Source organism: Ruegeria sp. CE9 (assembly GCF_056537425.1).
Genome location: NZ_JBQFRO010000001.1, coordinates 525,179 through 543,184, shown reverse-complemented (window position 1 = coordinate 543,184; position 18,006 = coordinate 525,179). Strand labels below are relative to the sequence as shown.

At 55.0% G+C, this 18,006-nt stretch carries 20 protein-coding genes and 1 other RNA gene; 6 read left to right on the top strand and 15 right to left on the bottom strand.

The window, feature by feature from the left end:
- Position 1: 1 nt before the first annotated feature.
- The 15 genes from lpxA to ACR0B3_RS02635 form a co-directional block, all read right to left on the bottom strand.
- The gene (gene lpxA / locus ACR0B3_RS02705) at positions 2-787 is read right to left on the bottom strand and encodes an acyl-ACP--UDP-N-acetylglucosamine O-acyltransferase (RefSeq protein WP_170683926.1); all 786 of its coding nucleotides are present in this window, start codon (positions 785-787) and stop codon (positions 2-4) included.
- Entirely contained in the window at positions 784-1,257 is a 474-nt protein-coding gene (gene fabZ, locus ACR0B3_RS02700; RefSeq protein WP_480807738.1) for a 3-hydroxyacyl-ACP dehydratase FabZ, read from the bottom strand. Before fabZ ends, lpxA begins: the two co-directional genes overlap by 4 nt.
- 72 nt (positions 1,258-1,329) lie before the next feature.
- Positions 1,330-1,914: an OmpH family outer membrane protein gene (locus tag ACR0B3_RS02695; RefSeq protein ID WP_480807737.1), complete on the bottom strand. Its 585-nt coding sequence runs from the start codon at positions 1,912-1,914 to the stop codon at positions 1,330-1,332.
- 6 nt (positions 1,915-1,920) lie between these two features.
- Positions 1,921-4,281, bottom strand: a complete 2,361-nt coding sequence (gene bamA, locus ACR0B3_RS02690) for an outer membrane protein assembly factor BamA (RefSeq protein ID WP_480807736.1) — start codon at positions 4,279-4,281, stop codon at positions 1,921-1,923.
- 128 nt (positions 4,282-4,409) lie between these two features.
- A complete protein-coding gene (locus tag ACR0B3_RS02685) occupies positions 4,410-4,538 on the bottom strand; it encodes a hypothetical protein (protein ID WP_480807735.1) in 129 nt (42 codons plus the stop codon).
- A 91-nt stretch (positions 4,539-4,629) separates the two neighbouring features.
- Positions 4,630-5,982 (bottom strand): RIP metalloprotease RseP, encoded by a 1,353-nt coding sequence (gene rseP, locus ACR0B3_RS02680; RefSeq protein ID WP_480807734.1) that lies wholly within the window; start codon positions 5,980-5,982, stop codon positions 4,630-4,632.
- A 4-nt stretch (positions 5,983-5,986) separates the two neighbouring features.
- On the bottom strand, positions 5,987-7,159 hold the full coding sequence (gene dxr, locus ACR0B3_RS02675) for a 1-deoxy-D-xylulose-5-phosphate reductoisomerase (protein WP_480807733.1): 1,173 nt from the start codon (positions 7,157-7,159) through the stop codon (positions 5,987-5,989).
- Positions 7,159-7,941, bottom strand: coding sequence for a phosphatidate cytidylyltransferase (locus ACR0B3_RS02670; RefSeq protein ID WP_170719137.1), 783 nt, complete (start codon positions 7,939-7,941; stop codon positions 7,159-7,161). Before ACR0B3_RS02670 ends, dxr begins: the two co-directional genes overlap by 1 nt.
- The gene (uppS, locus tag ACR0B3_RS02665; protein ID WP_480807732.1) at positions 7,938-8,669 is read right to left on the bottom strand and encodes a polyprenyl diphosphate synthase; all 732 of its coding nucleotides are present in this window, start codon (positions 8,667-8,669) and stop codon (positions 7,938-7,940) included. Before uppS ends, ACR0B3_RS02670 begins: the two co-directional genes overlap by 4 nt.
- A 9-nt stretch (positions 8,670-8,678) precedes the next feature.
- A complete protein-coding gene (gene frr, locus ACR0B3_RS02660; RefSeq protein ID WP_480807731.1) occupies positions 8,679-9,242 on the bottom strand; it encodes a ribosome recycling factor in 564 nt (187 codons plus the stop codon).
- A 185-nt stretch (positions 9,243-9,427) separates the two neighbouring features.
- Positions 9,428-10,423, bottom strand: a complete 996-nt coding sequence (gene acuI / locus ACR0B3_RS02655; protein ID WP_480807730.1) for an acryloyl-CoA reductase — start codon at positions 10,421-10,423, stop codon at positions 9,428-9,430.
- Positions 10,424-10,471: 48 nt separating this feature from the next.
- Positions 10,472-11,566, bottom strand: a complete 1,095-nt coding sequence (locus tag ACR0B3_RS02650; protein ID WP_480807729.1) for a dimethylsulfoniopropionate demethylase — start codon at positions 11,564-11,566, stop codon at positions 10,472-10,474.
- A gap of 1 nt (position 11,567) precedes the next feature.
- Complete coding sequence (locus tag ACR0B3_RS02645) at positions 11,568-12,074, bottom strand: DinB family protein (RefSeq protein ID WP_480807728.1); 507 nt, start codon at positions 12,072-12,074, stop codon at positions 11,568-11,570.
- Positions 12,074-12,778: a DUF1326 domain-containing protein gene (locus ACR0B3_RS02640; protein ID WP_480807727.1), complete on the bottom strand. Its 705-nt coding sequence runs from the start codon at positions 12,776-12,778 to the stop codon at positions 12,074-12,076. The genes ACR0B3_RS02645 and ACR0B3_RS02640 overlap by 1 nt, the downstream gene beginning before the upstream one ends.
- Before the next feature lie 4 nt (positions 12,779-12,782).
- Positions 12,783-13,574 (bottom strand): DUF2182 domain-containing protein, encoded by a 792-nt coding sequence (locus tag ACR0B3_RS02635; RefSeq protein ID WP_480807726.1) that lies wholly within the window; start codon positions 13,572-13,574, stop codon positions 12,783-12,785.
- Positions 13,575-13,663: 89 nt separating this feature from the next.
- On the opposite strand from ACR0B3_RS02635, the gene ACR0B3_RS02630 reads away from it, so the two are divergent.
- The 6 genes from ACR0B3_RS02630 to ACR0B3_RS02605 all read left to right on the top strand — a co-directional run bounded on the left by ACR0B3_RS02630 (position 13,664) and on the right by ACR0B3_RS02605 (position 17,914).
- Positions 13,664-14,395 (top strand): FadR/GntR family transcriptional regulator, encoded by a 732-nt coding sequence (locus tag ACR0B3_RS02630; protein ID WP_480807725.1) that lies wholly within the window; start codon positions 13,664-13,666, stop codon positions 14,393-14,395.
- Positions 14,396-14,507: 112 nt separating this feature from the next.
- Positions 14,508-15,908 (top strand): selenium-binding protein SBP56-related protein, encoded by a 1,401-nt coding sequence (locus ACR0B3_RS02625; protein ID WP_480807724.1) that lies wholly within the window; start codon positions 14,508-14,510, stop codon positions 15,906-15,908.
- A gap of 13 nt (positions 15,909-15,921) precedes the next feature.
- A complete protein-coding gene (locus tag ACR0B3_RS02620) occupies positions 15,922-16,572 on the top strand; it encodes a hypothetical protein (protein WP_480807723.1) in 651 nt (216 codons plus the stop codon).
- 61 nt (positions 16,573-16,633) lie between these two features.
- Complete coding sequence (locus ACR0B3_RS02615; protein ID WP_480807722.1) at positions 16,634-16,996, top strand: DUF4345 family protein; 363 nt, start codon at positions 16,634-16,636, stop codon at positions 16,994-16,996.
- A 36-nt stretch (positions 16,997-17,032) separates the two neighbouring features.
- Positions 17,033-17,380: a transfer-messenger RNA gene (ssrA, locus tag ACR0B3_RS02610) on the top strand.
- A gap of 99 nt (positions 17,381-17,479) precedes the next feature.
- Entirely contained in the window at positions 17,480-17,914 is a 435-nt protein-coding gene (locus ACR0B3_RS02605; protein ID WP_480807721.1) for an ester cyclase, read from the top strand.
- The last annotated feature ends 92 nt before the right edge of the window (positions 17,915-18,006 follow it).

Below are 18,006 nucleotides of genomic sequence, written 5' to 3'. Positions count from 1 at the left end.
GCTATTTCCTTGGGGTCAGGAACGAACGGTCAGTTTGCCCGGTCACAAACTCAACGATCTGGCGCACATATTCGTTTTCGGCATCCTCACCCAAGCGGTGGGCGCGATCCATGAAGGTGCCGTCACCTTCGGACAGTTCCTTGAATGCTGCCCGCAGCGCCGAGATATCTTCGCGCGTGACACCGCGTCGTTTCAGTCCAACCAGATTCAGCCCATCCAGCTCGCCCCGAGGAGCCTGCACCAACCCATAGGGAATCACGTCATTCGGAACCATTGTCAGAGCGCCAATGATAGCGCCCCGACCGACGCGCACGAATTGATGCAGCCCCGAGATACCACCAACGATGACATCATCTTCGATAATGCAGTGACCAGCAGCACCCGCATGGTTGACCAGAATAACCCGGTTGCCGATCTGAACATCGTGCGCCACATGAACACCCGCCATCAGCAGGCAATCATCGCCAATCCGGGTGATACCACCGCCGCCATCCGTTCCGGTGTTGATGGTCACATGCTCGCGAATGCGGTTACGCTCTCCGATTTCAAGTCGGGTGTTTTCGCCGCCAAACTTTTTGTCTTGCGGGATTTCCCCGACAACGGCGAAGCTGAAAATCACCGTGTCATCACCCACCGAGGTGTCTCCGGTGACAACCACATGGGACTTCAATTCAACCCGATCGCCCAGACGGACCTGCGGCCCGACATGGCAGAATGGACCAATCGTACAGCCTTGCCCGATCTGCGCTCCATCTTCGATAATGGCGCTGGGATGGATACCGCTCATGTTGTTTTTTCCATGTCCCAATCGACATAGGCCGAAAATTCAGCTTCGGCGGCAACTTCACCTTCGACAGTCGCGCGGCCGCTGAATTTGAAGATCTTACCGCCCTTCTTGCCACGAACGGTTTCGACATGCATTTCGAGAACGTCGCCGGGCACTACCTTGCGGCGGAATTTGCATTTGTCGATGTTCATGAAATAGATCAACAGCTCGCTGTCGATCACGTCCATGCCAACCCCCAGCATAACTCCTGCGGTCTGCGCCATCGCCTCGACAATCGTCACGCCCGGCATAATCGGAGTTCCAGGGAAATGGCCCTGAAAATGCGGCTCGTTCATGGTGACATTCTTGATGCCGACCGCTGATTGATAGCCGTCGATTTCCACCACCTTGTCGACCAGCAAAAACGGATAGCGATGCGGCAATATACGCTGGATCAGCTGAATGTCGGCGCTCTTGGTTTCCGTGGTCATGATGCGGATGTCCTGTTCTGGATGTCTCTTTCAAGCGTGGTTAGCAATACCCGTTCCCAAGGGCAAGCCAGCCTATTCGCGGTTCTCGTTTTCAAGCGTCGACCCATCGCCGATTGCAGCGTTTATTCTTGCAATGGCGGCATCAGTGATGTCTGAGGCATCCGAACTCAGTACCACGTTCGAACGCTCAATAACGATGGATGCTCCAAATTCGCGCAACAGCTCGATCAGTACCGGTTGAGCCATCTCAAAAAACTGTCCGCGCGCTTCTTCTCCGCGGCGCGCCAGAACGTCGAGTTTAGCGCGCTGGCTATCCCGGTGCGATTGGACCTTTTCGTCAAATGCTTCAGCCAGAGGGCGGAATTCTTCTGCAGAAAGCTCAGCCCGCTTATTCGTCAGTTCTTTTTCTTCCGTACTGAGTTCGGCAACGATACGTTCGTTTTCGTCCGATAGAAGAGCGCTCTCGGCCTCGATTTCCCGAAAGACACGCAGACCAAAGGCCGAATCCGCAAATAACCGTTCGCTGGAAATTGTCAGCACGTCGGTTTGCGGAATGCCCAACTGTTGCGCATTCAGCGGGACAGAAACAATCAGCAGTGCCAAAACGCACAGGGCCCGCAACGGGCCCTGCATGAATTTCATGGAATTCTTGATCATCCGAGATCAGAACCTGGCTTGAACCGTCAGGTCAAAGCTTTGCTCTTTGTCGAATTCCTCTTTCTTGAGGGCATTCGAAAAGTTAAAGCGCAGCGGGCCAAACGGTGTTTCCCACAAGACGGACACGCCGATTACGTGCCGGATGGAACCGCTGGCACCGACAATATCTGCACCAGCAGTGTTAACGTTGTTGATGTTGTAGAGGTTACCAACATCGTAGAAAACACCCCCACGCAGGCCCAGCTCTTCGGGAAGTCCCAGAGGGAAGTCTGACTCAAAACGGGCGACCCAGTAGTAATTCCCCCCGATGGCGTCATCCTGACCGTTGGAAAGGTCACGTGGTCCTAGACCGGCAGGTTCAAAGCCGCGGAACACGCTCGGCCCCAAGACGAACCGGTCAATCGTGCGGCTGAAATCGTCACCGGTCCAATTCAACGCGCCAAGCTCGAGCGTTGCACGCAGTACAACTTCTTCGTTCAGAACACGCTGCTGAGCAATCGCCCGAGCCGTTGTTTTGATGTACTCATTGTCTCCGCCGAGACCAGCCGCATCCACGCCAAGTTCGAACAAAACACCTGCGTTGGGATTCAAACCACCCAATCGGCTATCATAGACATAAGATACACCGATCGAACTGCTAGTCCTTTTCCCCTGATCGATTTCCGACGAGATAACCGCCCCGTTTGTTTCATTGCTCTGCTGCGTCATTTCGCTGCGGTCCCAGCCATAGCGAAGCCGAAGCGCCGACAACTCGCCTATCGCGTAACTGATCTGAGGTCTGAAAAACACAGTTTCGGTATCATAGCTGGCAAAGCTTGAATTGGTGCTCGCAAGACCCAAACCCAAATCAAAGCGCAGCCGGCGACCAAGCAAATAGGGCTCGGTGAAATTGATGATATACTGTTCAGAATCCTGAGCTGTTGAAAGCGTAATACCCAAGTTCTGTCCGCGGCCAAGGAAGTTGGATTCATTCAGACCGATAGCAATCCCGAAACCGTCAGCAACCGAGTAACTACCACCCAAACTCAGCGAACCGGTAGGTTGCTCTTCGACGTCAACGTCCACGATAACCTGGCTGGGTGAAGACCCTTCCCGTGTTTCCACATCGGCTACCGAGAAGAAACCAAGTGCACGGATACGTTCGGCACTCTGACGGATTTCTCTGGGGTTGAAGGGGTCACCTTCGACCGTGTCGAACTGACGACGGATCACGCGGTCCAAAGTTGTGGTGTTTCCTTCGATATCGATACGTTCGACAAAAATGCGTGGGCCGCGGGTTAGGACGAATTGCACATCCAGTGTCAGATCGCGCGGATTCCGCGTGACGCGGGGTTCAACGCGCAGGAAGTCCACGCCCTGTTTCAGGCCAAGACGCTCCAACCGAGCAATCGAATTCTCAATAACCGTCGGTGAATAAATCACACCCGGTTTGACCTTGAGTGCAGCCTGATAAGGAGCCGGATCAACGCCGGGAATTTCACTGACGGTCGAAATTTGCCCAAATGAGAACCGCTGCCCCTCGGTGACGTTCATCACCAGGAAGAATGCATCGCGCTCACGCGTGAATTCGACATTGGCGCTGTTTACTCGAAAATCGATATAGCCCCGCGACAGGTAGAAATCACGGATAACCTGTTTGTCGAATTCGATCCGGTCAGCGATGAATGTATCACCCCGCAGGAAGGTGCGCAGAATGTTTGCTTGCTTTGTTTCCAGCACCCGACGCAAACGACGATCCGAAAACGCGCGGTTGCCAACGAAACTGACACGTTCAACTTCGATTGTTGTGCCTTCGGCAATTTCGAACACGAGATCCACGCGGTTATCGTTGCGGCGAATGATCCGCGGAATCACGGTGGCTGACACCCTGCCCTGCGCCGAATAAACCTCAGCAATCAGATCCGCATCAGCTTCGGCCATCTGCGGAGTAAAGACGCGGCGTGGCTGAGAAGAGATCGTTTCGAGCAGGAGATCATCCTTAACGCGGCGGTTACCTTCAATGCTGATCTGGTTGATCGTTGGATATTCTTCAACCGCGATAACCAATGTGCTACCGCGCGGTGTGAGTTCGACTGTCTCAAAAACACCACTGTCAAGCAAACGCTGAAAGGCATCATTAAGTTGTCCGGCGGTCACGGTCTGCCCAGGTTCGATTCCCGTCCGTGCGATAATGGTCGAGGTTTCGATCCGCCGATTACCTTCAACTTCGAAGTTGTTGATGGTGTAAGATTGCGCCAGCGCAGGCTGAGGCAGAACCATCAAACCCGGTGTAGCAAAAAGAAAAAAGAGCGTTAGTGCCTGCCACAAAATGTTGCTTTGCTGCCCATGCGAGCCGCAGAATGTGCCCGTGCCCCTGCTGTCAGTCATTTTTATCACTACCCAGAATTTTCAGACTTTAGCTGCTGAGTAGCCCGATTATGGGACCATGTCAAAAGACCAAAATGCAAAAAGCGGCCCGGCGGGCCGCCAAGTCCATTCAGATTTGTTTGGAAGAATCACAAACCGAGGAGATAGCCGCCAACAGCCAAGGCCAAAGCGGTCACTGCAAAGCTTAGCAACATATCCCAATTCAGTTGGAACAGGACGCTGACACTCTGATAAGATTTTTGCAACGCTTTGGTCATGGTTCTCAAGCCCACACAATTCTAAGCACCCCACAAGAGTACCTTTGAAATGCGGCAATTTTGCGTCCTAACGGTGCCTTGATTGCCTTAATCAGCAGAACAGATCGTTACTGACTGAGAAGAGCATAAGCGAAAGGATCAATGTAACGCCTATGCCCATCAGTACTCGAAAGGCTTTGTCGCTTGGCGGGCGACCCGAGACCGCCTCGTAGGCATAGAAGACCAAATGACCACCATCCAGTGCCGGGATCGGGAACAGATTCAACAAACCAACAGCAGTAGACAGAACAGCAATGAAGAAGATGAAGTTCTGAGCACCCTGGCTCGCCATAGCCCCGGACGTTTCGGCAATGCCAATAGGCCCCGAAATATTGCAGGTACTGATCGCGCCGGTGATCATATGCCACATGCCGGACAACGATCCATCGATGATGCGACCGGTTTGAACCACACCACCCTTCACGGAATCCCAGATGCCAGCGGGAACCGTCTCGGGTTCGATCATCATGCCGCCGACGATGCCGATACGCCAATGCGTCACAAATCCACCATCTGCAGTGGGTTCATCCGTGCGACGAGGGGCAAGCGCGAACTCAAGATCAGCCCCGTCGCGCCAAACGTTCAATAACAAGGCGCGCCCCTCAGACCCTTCGACATACTCTTTCAACTGTTCGAACGCGAATATCGGGTCACCGTCGACTGATGTGATAACGTCACCTTGCTGCAACTGGATATCCATTGCTGCGCTTCGCGGCGTAACCTGTTGGATCAACGGCGGAAAGAACCAAGGCGCCGCGACGTCAATTGTCTCACCATCCCGAATGACGGTGTAGTCCAATTCCGGCACGACCGGCAACGCGTTTACGAAGTCTGACCAGTTCGCGGAATCATCGAAATCAGGAGTCGGCAATCCTGCGATCGCAATGATCTCGTCACCTTCCTGCAGTCCCTGAACTGTTCCAGGCAACGGCTGTAGTGCACCAACTGTCAACGGTTCGCGTGAAACACCCTGCGACCAGAAGACAAGGCCAAAAACGAGTATCGACATCGCAAAATTGAAAATTGGCCCAGCCGCAACTGTTGCAGCCCGCGCCCACAAAGGCGCACCATGCATGGTCCGACGTAGTTCTTCAGGGCTTTGTTCCGCGATCTCAATCATCGCGTCTTCGTCTTTGCCCGATGCGGCATTGGAATCGCCCAAAAACTTAACGTAGCCGCCAAATGGCAGCAACGCGATTTGCCAGCGGGTTCCGCGTTTGTCTACACGGCTCCACAGAACTGGTCCGAAACCAATCGAGAACACCTCTGCGTGAATGCCAGACCATCGACCAACGATGTAATGGCCGTATTCGTGCACCGCGACAATCACCGAAAGCGCAATCACAAATGCAATGATCGTATAAAGAAGATTTCCGAATTGCGGGATCAATGAAAGAATGTCCAAAATTTTATCCTGCTCGTTCTAATACGGTTTCATCGACCCACTGCCGTGCGAGATGGTCCGTTTGTTGTACATTATCAAGTGTCAGCGGTGCATCAATAAGCCCATCTGCGGCCTCAAATCGCTCCAGCACTGCCGAAACCGCGTCGGCCATGTCCAGAAAGCGAATTCGACGTTCGATAAAGTGATCCAATGCACGTTCTTTAGCGGCGTTGAAAATCGCGCCCGACAGCCCCCCGCGTTGCATGACTTCCCGGGCAAGGCGTAGGGCGGGATACCGGGCCTCGTCCGGGTTTTGAAACCGCAGTTGGCCCAGTTGCGCCAGATCGAGCCTTGCAACCGGAAGCTCGTTCCGTTTGGGCCAGTGCAGCGCGTACCCGATGGCATGTCGCATATCAGGCGCGCCCATATGCGCCATTAGCGCACCATCCTGAAATCCAACCATCGCATGAACGATGGATTCAGGGTGAACGAGAACCTCAATTTTTGATTGATCAACGCCAAAGTATTCTTTGGTTTCTATGACTTCCAAAGCCTTGTTAAACATTGATGCGCTGTCAATCGTGATCCTCTGGCCCATGTTCCAATTCGGATGGCTGGAGGCCTGTTCGACGGTCGCCTTTGCCAGATCGCTCAGCGGCCAATCCCGGAACGCACCACCACTTGCAGTGATGATGATCCGCTCAACGTTTGCGATGTCTTCGCCGACAAGCGCCTGAAAAACTGCTGAATGCTCGCTATCGACTGGGAGCAGCGTGGCACCGTGAGACCGCGCCGTCTCCAGCACCAGCGGCCCCGCACAAACCAGCGTTTCCTTATTCGCAAGCGCCAGTGTCGCGCCTTGTTTCAACGCCTCAATCCCCGGAGCCAACCCAGCTGAGCCGACAATAGCAGACATTACCCAGTCGACAGGACGTGCGCCGGCTTCGATCAAGGCCACCTGCCCCGCCGCTGCCTGCACGCCGCTACCTGCCAAAGCGGAACGAAGGTCATCCAACCTGTCATCAAAGGCTGTTACTGCCACGTCGGCACCCAGACGAACGGCATCTTGTGCCAGTTGTGCGATATTGCTACCGCCGGTCAAAGCGATCACATCATAGGCGTCCGGGTTTCTTGAAATCAGGTCGAGCGTGTTCTGCCCTATTGAGCCGGTTGCGCCGAATATGGACACCCTTCGCATCACATACCTCCGGGCGCGTAGAACAGCCCTGCAAGCAAAACAAACACTGATGCGCCCATCATCCCGTCAAACCTGTCCAGAAACCCACCATGGCCCGGTATCAAGTTCGAGCTGTCTTTGATTCCAAAGCTGCGTTTCGTGGCACTTTCAACGATATCGCCTGCCTGACTGGCCATCGACGCCAGCACCGACACGACCACAAAAGCAAAACCGAACCCGGCATAAAGCGCAAATCCTGTGCCAACCAAAGCGGCGGCTACCCAACCTCCGACGGTTCCGGACCAAGTCTTTTTAGGGCTTACTCTGGGCCAAAACTTAGGTCCGCCCAGCGTTTTGCCCACAAAATACCCGGCGACATCAGTGGCGATGACCACGAGGATCAGCCAAACCATCCACCCAAAGCCAAGGTTCTCTCGGATCGAGATGAAGCCCAGACCTGACGTCGCAATCCAGATCGCAAATAGTACATAGATGCCGCGGGCACGACTGATTTGTCCTGCCCCAACCAATGCCGGCGCGACCAGGCATGGCAATTTGTAAAGCGGCGGCAGGTGGTAGCTTAGGATGACCGCCACGCCAGTCAGGATCGCCAACTGAATCGCGACCCCTCGCTGTTCGGGGTCAATCATCCGAACCAGTTCCCAGGTCATCAAAGCACAGATCGCCGCGATGAAAGCTTCAAACCAAAGCCCGCCAAGCCAGACTTCGATTGCAGCAATGGTCACTAGAACCGATGCCGACAATACCCGCGCCGTAAGATCAGACCATCGGCCGTCACTCATGCCAGAACCGCTCCGAAGCGTCGTTCACGCGATCCATAGCTTCGGCAGAGGCGTTCCAGTTCTGCTGCAGTAAAATCGGGCCACAACGTATCGATGAATTCGTACTCGGAATAAGCAGACTGCCAGAGCAGAAAATTCGATATCCGCGCTTCGCCACTTGTCCGGATGACCAGATCTGGGTCGGGAAGTACACGCGTGTCGAGGTACTTGGGCAGCGTTTCCTCGTCCACATCTTCTGGTCGCAACACGCCGTCGGCCACATCGCGCGCCAGCCGCTTGGTCGCGCGTGCGACCTCATCTCGACCGCCGTAATTCAAGGCAACGGTCAAATGGACCAGATCATTACCCTCGGTTTCACGCTCCAGCGTATCCATAAGATCGATCAACTTGGCATCCAGCCGAACGCGGTCACCGATGAACCTCACTCGGATACCATTGCTCTTCAAGGTATTGGTTTCTTTTACAATATAGCGGCGAAACAGGCTCATCAGCCCTGCAACTTCAACCTGGGTACGCTTCCAGTTTTCAGTCGAAAACGCGAATATTGTCAGATATTTGATCCCGAGTCCCGGACAGGCTTCGACCACTTCGCGGACGCGGCGCGCACCTGCATGGTGGCCGAACAACCGAGGCCGACCACGGGCCTGTGCCCAGCGACCGTTCCCGTCCATGATGATCGCTACGTGGCGTGGTCCGGTACGAAGCGCGTTATCGGGATCCTTGGGCATGTTCGAAAATCAGACCTGCATGATCTCGGACTGTTTGGTCTCGAGCGCGTCATCGACTGATTTGATCATCGTATCAGTCAGCTCCTGAACTTCGGTCTCCCAGAACTTTTGATCATCCTCGGACATGCCATCAGCCTTGGCCTTTTTAATCTGGTCCATACCATCCCGACGCACATTGCGGATCGAAACTCGCGCGCTTTCTGCGTATTGCCCTGCAACCTTCCCCAGTTCCCGGCGACGTTCCTCGTTCAGTTCAGGAATCGGCAGCATGATGATCGTGCCGTTCAGTTGTGGATTGATGCCCAAACCACTTTCGCGAATGGCCTTTTCAACTTTGCCGACAAGTACCTTGTCCCAAACGTTAACCGTCACCATGCGCGGTTCGGGGACGTTCACGGTGCCGACTTGGTTAATCGGCGTCATCGCACCATAGGCATCGACCATAACCGGCTCAAGCATCGAGGCCGAGGCACGCCCGGTCCGCAGCGAGGCGAATTCGGTTTTGAGGTTGGCCATCGCGCCGTCCATACGGCGTTTCAGATCATCGGTGTCGAGTTCGAAATCATCAGACATGCTGCTCACTCCCCGTCTTCAGGTGATGTTCGGATGGGTCTTAAGCCATCACAAATGGGATGTATAGCAATCATGCTGATGAAATGTGGCAATGACCAGAACTGTTTCCGGCAATCTGGCCTCATTCCCGGTTTTGAGACCGGCCGGTTTCATGATCCAGCCAGTCTTTTGATGCAGGACTCCGGTCAGGCGTTCACATCGACCACAACGCGGCCTTTAACCTGCCCCTGCAGAATGTCTGCACCCAATTGAGGCAGATCAGACAGGGTTGCCGCATGTACCATCGCCTCAAGCTTATCCATCGGAAGGTCTGTCGCTATGCGCTGCCAGGCCCGGACGCGGTTGTCATATGGCTGCATGACACTGTCGATGCCCAACAGGTTCACACCGCGCAGCAGAAACGGGATCACGGTCGCCGGTAGCCCTGCACCTCCGGCAAGTCCAACCGCAGCAACGGATGCGCCATATTTCATCTGTCCCAACACTCGGGCGAGCATCGCACCGCCAACCGCATCAACACATCCTGACCAGGTTTCACTCTCTAGCGGGCGCTTGGTGGTTTCATTCAACTCGTCTCGTGGGACGATTGTGGTTGCGCCCAATGATTTAAGGTAATCGGCCGTTTCCGGTCGCCCGGTGACCGCTGCAACCTCATACCCCAGATGAGCCAGAATGGCCGTCGCGACCGAGCCAACACCACCTGCGGCGCCCGTAACCAACACCGGGCCATGTCCTGGCTGCAATCCGTGATCTTCCAGCGCCATAACGGCCAACATCGCAGTGAAACCAGCAGTCCCGACCGCCATGGCCTGCCGTGTATCCAACCCTTCCGGCAAGGGAACCAGCCAATCCGCGCGGGCGTTGGCTTTCTGAGAGTACCCTCCCCAATGCGCCTCACCCACGCGCCAGCCGGTTAGGACAACCTTGTCGCCGGGTTTGTACCGATCATCAGAGGATTGTTCGATAATGCCCGAATAGTCGATGCCCGGGATATGCGGGTAACTCCGCACCAAACCACCGCCCTTTGGAGACATGCACAACCCATCTTTGTAATTTACCGTCGAATATTCAACTGCAACGGTCACTTCTCCATCCGGCAAATCTGCCAGCGACATCTCCTTGACCGCCGCGTTGGCAAGGCCACTTTCTTCATCCTTTTCAACGACAAGTGCGTTAAACATGAACTTACTCCCTTCGTTGCCTAGAGGCTCTGTTCTTCAAATGTGGGCTTAGCGCCAGAACTTGTCTTGCACCACAGCCCATCGCATTCCGTGTTCTGTCATCAACTCGATCCGGGTGCCCGGAATCCAGTGGGATCTCTCGACCATTCCAATCGCGACATTTACCCCAAATTCTGGCGAGTAGGCGGCTGAGGCGACCTGCCCGACCTGTTGGCCCTCAGCCATCAGAGGCCAGGATTCTGTGCATGGCCCAATCTCACCTTCGATCACAAGCGGACGAATTTGCCGAGGCGGCCCGTTCTTCGCCTGATCAGCCAAGGCAGCCTTGCCGACATAATCCAGCGGTGAGTTACAAAAGCGCGCCAACCCACATTCGTAGGGCGTATTTTCGCGCCGCATGTCCGAGCCGAAACTCAGCAGCCCACTTTCGACCCGCTCAATCCCATTAGGGCAACCAGCCCGCACATTCAGGTCGCGCCCATTTGCGAACAGGGCGTCCCACAGCGGCATTCCATAGTCCGAACCTTCGACATAGATTTCAAAGCCACCCTGCTTAGACCAACCTGAGCGGGCGATGATGAAAGAGGTATCTTCAAAAGCTAACCGTTTGTATCGGAAGAATTTTATATCTCTGACCGCATCGCCAAACACACGCGCCATCAGATCGTCCGACTTTGGCCCTTGCACGGCCAGAGGTGACACATCCGGCTCGGAAACATCGACATCCAGCTCCAGCGCGATCACAAGGCCCAAGGCATATTGCCAAAGGTCTCCATCAGCGACAGATAACCAATAGTGGTCGTCAGCCAGTTTGATCGCCACCGGATCATTCAGTATCCCGCCATTATGATCCACGATCGGTACATAATAGCACTGGTCTGCCCGCATCTTGTCCATGTCGCGCGGGCTGAGCATCTTCATCAGCCGCAGCGCATCTGGGCCTTTGATCTGGACCTGACGTTCGCACGAGACATCCCAGACCTGCACATATTGCTTCAGGTGGGCCGCGTCAGCCTCAACGCTTTCAAAAACCGTCGGGAGCAGCATGTGGTTATAGACCGTATACGCCTTTACCCCTTCTGCTTCGACACCCGGAGTAAATGGAGTTTTGCGCACACGTCGGTTTGGCGTGATGACTGCCATGTCAGGTATCCTCTGGCAGAAAGACAAGATCGCTGACGGGCGCCTGAGAGCCGACTTCGGTCAGCATCTGGTGCAATTGTCCGCGATGGTGCGTCTGATGGTTGAACATGTGGATCACGCATTGATCGTAAGGTTTTGTTACATCAGTTTCTTTCGCTGCAGAATACCATGTGAACGGGCCACTCAGGACCTCATCCGCCAACGTGTCGGCCCATCTGGCAATCCGATCGTCAATTGTATCGCGCAACGGCAACCAGTCAGCCATGCCGTCGCAGATCGAGACGCTCTCAGGGATGCCGCCACCAGGTCCCGGACCTTTGTCAAACCGAGAAATCCAGATCCAATCCCCCCAAAGCAAATGATTGGCTGTTCCCATGATCGATCCAAAGAACGCCCGGCGATTACGGGCGAGCTCTTCGGCAGGAAGAGTCTGAAGAAAACCCTTCAACTGATTGTTTTGCCAGCAGCTATATCGCGCCATCTCACGCGCATAGGCTCCGGTGATCATCACTTGGGTCCGTGCCAGTCGATGGGGCAAATCTCGGCTGATTTGCCACCAAAATCCCAAACGCGGCCATAATCGCGAACCTTTGATTTGGTGCCTCGGGCCACGATGATGTCCGGTCCCATCCAGTATTTCGAGTTTGAAACCATCACCGGATGCTCAGGGTCTTTGCCAGCCAGCATCTCAATTTCACCCTGAATCTTACGCCCGATCATAATCCGGCGCTTTGTCCCGTCTCGTTCAATTTGAACGGGGGCACGCTCGGCCCCGATGATTTCGCTGACCAGCATCGTGAACAGCCCGGTTGTGCCACCCGCCTGACCGCTGAAGATTTGTAGCAGCCCGTTATAGGCCTTTCCACTGGCGCGCTCATCCACATAGGCAGCGACCTTCCATTGGCCTTCACCCATCCGTCCAGGGATATCAACCAAAAGGCCCACGTTCAGACCCGACAAGTCCTCGCCTTCGTAGTGACCCTCATCAATAACGATACCCATCCATGCGTGGCAGTGCCCTTCGGTCGGCGGGTGCGCACCCAGCGAGACGACACAGGGACAGAACACATCGCAGGAACAGTTGAGGATAAGCTCGCCTTTGATAGCCCAATCAGTTGGGCTCATCTCGCGACGCTTGGGATTGGGCATTCGGCTGTCGATTCTTTGACTGACCGGCAGCTTGTCCGCATCCGGTTTTCTGTTTTTAGCCATCAACTTATCCTCCGTAAGCAATGTGATGTACAAGCAGCGCCAGACCACCCGCAATCAAGACAAACCCCATGGGCCGCGTCACCGCGTGCCCGATCTGGGGAAGTTTTTCCAAAACCATGAACAGCGTCGCCAGCCCCATCCAGAGCAAGCTCATAACACCGCCCACAAAGCCCAGAGCCATAAAGCCCCAGCAACAACCGACGCAGAATGCGCCCAGCCCCAGCCCCATGCGTAAACCGCCTGCGAAACCGGATTTCCAATGGCCTAGGAAATAGGTCATTGGCGCGTGGCAGACGCCGTGGCAGACTTCTTTTGCGCGGGTAAATTGGAAGACTCCGACCGCAATCAGCAGTCCTCCAGCGAGGTACGGCGATTTAGCAATCCCCAGCATATCGACCGCGCCACCGAAAAGCAGCGCCAGCTGAGCCCCTGTGATCAGCGCTGCAAAACCGACCCAGACGACGAAATACCCCAGCAACACGCCCAGCCACCCTGCCCGCGTGCCATTGGCGCTGCGGATCAGGTCATCATAGCTGCGCAGGGTCGGCACCAGTGTCGGCAGCATCATCGCCGCCATCATGATCGCCCACATCCAAAACAGCGGGCCGAACTCGGCCATGGGCATATACATATCCATGCGCGGGTCCATCGCAGCCATGGCTTGTCCCATCGGGCCAGGGCGTCCGATCCAGTCCAGATCCATGTCGCGGCTCATCGAGACCATCATCCACCACGACCAAAGGATCGCGATGTAAAAGCCCAACCAAAGCGCGCTACGGAAAACTGAGCGACTCACCTGCCTCTCCCGACTCAACTCTCTTGCTTTTCAAATGTCAGACTTTTAAATGTCAGACAAATAAAAAGTAACGAATCCGGCCAAAGACCATGAAAATCGATCCTCAGAGCTCGGCAGATCTGTCCGCCCAAATTGCGCAGGCAATCCGGGATGCGATCGTATCAGGTCGCTTGATCGTCGATGAGCGTCTGCCTTCGGAATCCGAGCTGGCGGATCAGTTCAAAGTCTCGCGTCCCACGGTTCGTGAAGCGCTGAAACGCCTTGCTGCTCAATCACTTATCCGCACGCAACGTGGGGCTTCTGGCGGTGCGTTTGTCAATCGGCTGAGCTTTGAAGACGCCTATTCCCAGCAAGTGACAACTTCGACGCTGCTTTTGTCGATGAACGCGGTTAACTTCGATACGGCGTGCGAGGCACGCTATGCGCTGGAACGCGCCTGTGCCGCACTATCCGCGCAACGCCGCACCCCAGATCAACTCGCGACAATGCGGGCCGAAATATTCCGCCAGGCACAGCCGGGCCTTACTGATGAAGCCTTCTGCGCCTCGGACGTCGCTTTTCACCGCGCCCTAGTAGATGGCGCTGGAAATCCGGTGCTGTCTTACCAGCTTGCTGGCGCGGTCGAGGCGATGCAGCCATTGATGAACATGATCACTTTCACGGCCCGGTCACGCGAAGAAATCATCGCTCTGCACAGCGACATCGCCGATGCGCTGGAAGCACGGGATGTTACCGCGGTTGATACGGCGCTGGTCAAGCTTGAGACCTACACGCGACAACTGGCACAGGACGTGGCCGAAAGACGACGCAAACCCGCCTGATCACAGGCGTAAGGAAGGAAAGACGAGGCACCCGAGCAGGCAGCATGACATCCGGCAGCAAGACCGGAACTCTCACTACGAATTGAATACCAATGACTTACGGGAGGACGTTATGAACCAAAGACCGGACCCAACCTTTTATCCATCGGCCAAGCTGGCGATGGAAGGCCCTACTGAGACGTTGGCCTTCACGCTCATGCTCAGCCCCGATTTTTCGCAACCCGATGGCTTGGCTGTAGTGAATGTCGACCCATCCTCAGAAGATTATGGGAAGATTGTCCATCAAGTGATTATGCCTGAGAAAGGCGATGAGTTTCATCACTTCGGCTGGAATGCCTGTTCCTCAGCCCTGTCTCCGCTTAGCGGTCATGCGTTTCTTGAGCGCCGGTATCTGATCATACCGGGTATCCGATCCAGCCGGATCTACATAATCGACGTGAAAAATCCGCTTGAGGCGAAAATTCACAAGATTATCGAACCCGAAGAAGTCTTTGCGAAAACGGGATATTCCCGCCCGCATACGATCCATTGCGGACCTGAGGGTATCTATGTCAGCACGCTGGGTGGTGGTGGCGAAGATGGCACTGATGGCCCTCCCGGCATTTTCATCATGGATTGTGAGAGCTTTGAGATTATTGGCCGATACGAGATCGAACGCGGCGTGCAGGATAAGCATTATGATTTCTGGTGGAACTTACCGCGCGACTACATGGTTAGCTCGGAATGGGGTCTGCCGCCACAGTTCGAGAACGGGATTGTGGCCGAGGACCTGTTGTCGAATAAATACGGCCACAGCATTCATTTCTGGAACCTGCGAAATCGGACCAATATTCAAACCATCGATCTAGGCGAAAACCATCAGATGGCGTTGGAAATCCGGCCTGCGCATGATCCAGTCAAGCAATACGGGTTCTGTGGCGTTGTGGTCGATACTACCAATCTGCAGGGCGCGATCTTTACCTGGTGGCGCAATGATGACGGTACGTTTGAGGCGAAGAAAACCATCACGATTGATCCGCAACCAGCTGATCCCGATGACTTGCCCGAGCTGCTGAAAGGCTTCTCGGCCGTTCCGCCGCTGGTGACGGATATCGACCTTAGTCTTGATGACAAGTACCTCTACGTCGCCTGCTGGGGCACGGGGGAGATGCACCAGTATGATGTGTCCGACCCGATGAACCCGACCCTTGCGGGTAAGGTTGAGATTGGCGGGATTGTCAAAAAGACGAAACATCCTAACGGGCAAGAGTTTGGCTATGGCCCGCAAATGGTCGAGATCAGCCGCGACGGAAAACGGGTCTACTGGACAAACTCACTCTATTCCACATGGGACGATCAGTTCTATCCAGGTGAACGTGGTGCCGCGATGGTCAAGGCGGATGTTGGCGAAACTGGCGGCCTGACTCTTGATCCGAAGTTCTGGGTTGAGTTCCCGGAAGGCTATCGCAGCCACCAGATCCGGCTCGAGGGTGGAGACTGCTCGACCGACAGTTTCTGTTACCCATCGGTCTGAGTTGGAGACCTTAATGACATCAACGGCTGGCCTCTGGCTGGCCGTTGTTCTCAGCGGAGCCTATCATGGGCTAAACCCCGGTATGGGCTGGCCGTTGGCAGTTTCATCAGCCTTGATGGAGCAACGCCAATCGGCCCTCTGGCGCGCGCTCGCCGCTTTGGCCAGCGGGCATTTTGTTGCGATGCTTGGGGTGCTGTTACCCTTTGCCCTAATGGCCGCTCTGGTTGAATACCAACGCGAAATCCGCATCGGGGCGGCGCTGATTGTTATTGCAATGGGCGGCTATATCGCAATAACGCGCCGCCATCCTCGGGTGTTGTCGCGCGTCCCGCCCAGCAAGCTGGCGCTTTGGTCGTTCCTTGTGGCCTTGGCGCATGGCGCTGCATTGATGCTGGTGCCGATCTATCTTGGCCTCTGTGGGCTGGATGAGTTGGATGCAGGGCACCAAGCGGTCTCGCAAATCATGGCCAACAATGGCCTGCTGGTGCTAACTGTCGCCGCCATTCATACCGCCGCTATGATCCTAGGCGGAGGCGTTCTAGCTTTTGCCGTTTATCGCTGGCTCGGCCTGCAATTCCTGTCGCGTAGCTGGTTCAATCTGGAACTTGTCTGGGCGATTAGCCTGATTCTGGTCGGTGTTTTGGGCCTGTGGTCAGCGATTTAGGCGCTTTTCTTTGCGTGAGGCTGAGCTAAATTGCACGTGCAGACCAAAAAGGAAAAAGCCAATGATCACAGCCCTCAACGTGGTTGCCGCCTTGCTGACATTAGGCTTTGGCCTCTTCGGATTTTTGGCCCCCGCGTTCACAGCCAACGCGTTGGACCTGGCTCCGACGAAAAGCACCATGGGCCTTAGCGAGATGCGAGCCTCGGTAGGCGGGCTGTTCGTTGTGACAGGCGCTGCGGTGCTTTGGCTTAACACTCCGATGGCATATGCCATGTTGGGTGTAGTCTATGCAGGCGCAGCGCTGGGTCGTTTTGTGTCACTGGTGCTGGACAACCCTCCTTTCGTCAAAGCACTGACCTTTGGCGGAATCGAGCTGGTATTGGCGATCTGGCTTATCCTCGTGAACTTGAACAGAGCGCCTTAACTCACTGAATTCAATAAAACACAATTGCAATAAACCGAGTTTGCATCCCACTCCATCCTCACCTATATAGGGTATGTCCTTCGGGACTATGGACATAAACGCGCTCGTAATAAGCGGATCGGACCCGGGGGCGGTACCCGGCGGCTCCACCAACCATCCTTCGTTTGGGGATTTTGGGGCCGAAACAGGATCGACGAACGTCTAAAGGGGTTAGCTTTGTCTCGGCTGTCTGCCACCGTTATCGGCGAAACTAGTACAATTGCAAACGACAATCGTGCTCCGGTTGCAGTTGCTGCGTAAGCAGTAGCAAGACCGAAACTTAAGCCCTTGCGCCTAGCCGCGTAAGGCGGGGTTCGCAGGTACCTGGCAACAGAAACCTGCATTAACCCCATTATGTCTGTTCATTGCCCATAACTCATCGGGGATTCAGGGTTTATTCACTTATTTGGCCCATTTTCCTGTTTGAGAGACAGGAGGGCTGACATGACGAATTCTGACAGGCTGAGGGCGTGGTATTCAGAGGTCTGGGAACAAGGCAATACCGACGCGATAGATCAGTTCTTCGCCCCGGAAACCATGGCCGAAGGGTTGATCCCAGAAATGCAGGTTGGCGCAGATGACTTTCGCGATCTGGTCTCGGCTTTCCGCCATGTTCTGGGCGACATCAAAGTCGAGTTGCCCAAAATCGTCGAAAATGGTGATTGGGTGTCCGGTATTTTGCATGTGCGTACATTCCGGGCCGATAACGGTGCACCGCTTGAGGTGACGGGTCAAGTTATGGCTCGATTCAAGGGGGACAAGATGGTTGAAGCGTACAACCAGTTTGATTTCATTTCTCTTTTCGAACAATTGGGACAGTTTCCGCAGGATACTCTTCCAGTCTGTATGACAGGGCAAAGGCTGGACTGGGCCGGGTAAAACAACGGCAAGCTTGACCCCTCCCGCGTTTGCGCGCTAGCACAGGTTCAAGGGGTAAGCTTGCGAACACCCCGTGAGGCGGCAGCCCAAGT

Excerpts from the sequence above, each read along its gene's own strand:
- ACR0B3_RS02630 (WP_480807725.1), top strand. The coding sequence starts at position 13,664 with ATGAAAATCGATCCTCAGAGCTCGGCAGATCTGTCCGCCCAAATTGCG.
- ACR0B3_RS02670 (WP_170719137.1), bottom strand. The coding sequence starts at position 7,941 with ATGAGTGACGGCCGATGGTCTGATCTTACGGCGCGGGTATTGTCGGCA.
- ACR0B3_RS02625 (WP_480807724.1), top strand. The coding sequence starts at position 14,508 with ATGAACCAAAGACCGGACCCAACCTTTTATCCATCGGCCAAGCTGGCG.
- ACR0B3_RS02605 (WP_480807721.1), top strand. The coding sequence starts at position 17,480 with ATGACGAATTCTGACAGGCTGAGGGCGTGGTATTCAGAGGTCTGGGAA.
- frr (WP_480807731.1), bottom strand. The coding sequence starts at position 9,242 with ATGTCTGATGATTTCGAACTCGACACCGATGATCTGAAACGCCGTATG.
- ACR0B3_RS02685 (WP_480807735.1), bottom strand. The coding sequence starts at position 4,538 with ATGACCAAAGCGTTGCAAAAATCTTATCAGAGTGTCAGCGTCCTGTTC.
- ACR0B3_RS02645 (WP_480807728.1), bottom strand. The coding sequence starts at position 12,074 with ATGATCACCGGAGCCTATGCGCGTGAGATGGCGCGATATAGCTGCTGG.
- fabZ (WP_480807738.1), bottom strand. The coding sequence starts at position 1,257 with ATGACCACGGAAACCAAGAGCGCCGACATTCAGCTGATCCAGCGTATA.
- dxr (WP_480807733.1), bottom strand. The coding sequence starts at position 7,159 with ATGCGAAGGGTGTCCATATTCGGCGCAACCGGCTCAATAGGGCAGAAC.
- ACR0B3_RS02695 (WP_480807737.1), bottom strand. The coding sequence starts at position 1,914 with ATGATCAAGAATTCCATGAAATTCATGCAGGGCCCGTTGCGGGCCCTG.
- acuI (WP_480807730.1), bottom strand. The coding sequence starts at position 10,423 with ATGTTTAACGCACTTGTCGTTGAAAAGGATGAAGAAAGTGGCCTTGCC.
- uppS (WP_480807732.1), bottom strand. The coding sequence starts at position 8,669 with ATGCCCAAGGATCCCGATAACGCGCTTCGTACCGGACCACGCCACGTA.
- ACR0B3_RS02650 (WP_480807729.1), bottom strand. The coding sequence starts at position 11,566 with ATGGCAGTCATCACGCCAAACCGACGTGTGCGCAAAACTCCATTTACT.
- ACR0B3_RS02620 (WP_480807723.1), top strand. The coding sequence starts at position 15,922 with ATGACATCAACGGCTGGCCTCTGGCTGGCCGTTGTTCTCAGCGGAGCC.
- lpxA (WP_170683926.1), bottom strand. The coding sequence starts at position 787 with ATGAGCGGTATCCATCCCAGCGCCATTATCGAAGATGGAGCGCAGATC.
- ACR0B3_RS02615 (WP_480807722.1), top strand. The coding sequence starts at position 16,634 with ATGATCACAGCCCTCAACGTGGTTGCCGCCTTGCTGACATTAGGCTTT.
- ACR0B3_RS02640 (WP_480807727.1), bottom strand. The coding sequence starts at position 12,778 with ATGGCTAAAAACAGAAAACCGGATGCGGACAAGCTGCCGGTCAGTCAA.
- bamA (WP_480807736.1), bottom strand. The coding sequence starts at position 4,281 with ATGACTGACAGCAGGGGCACGGGCACATTCTGCGGCTCGCATGGGCAG.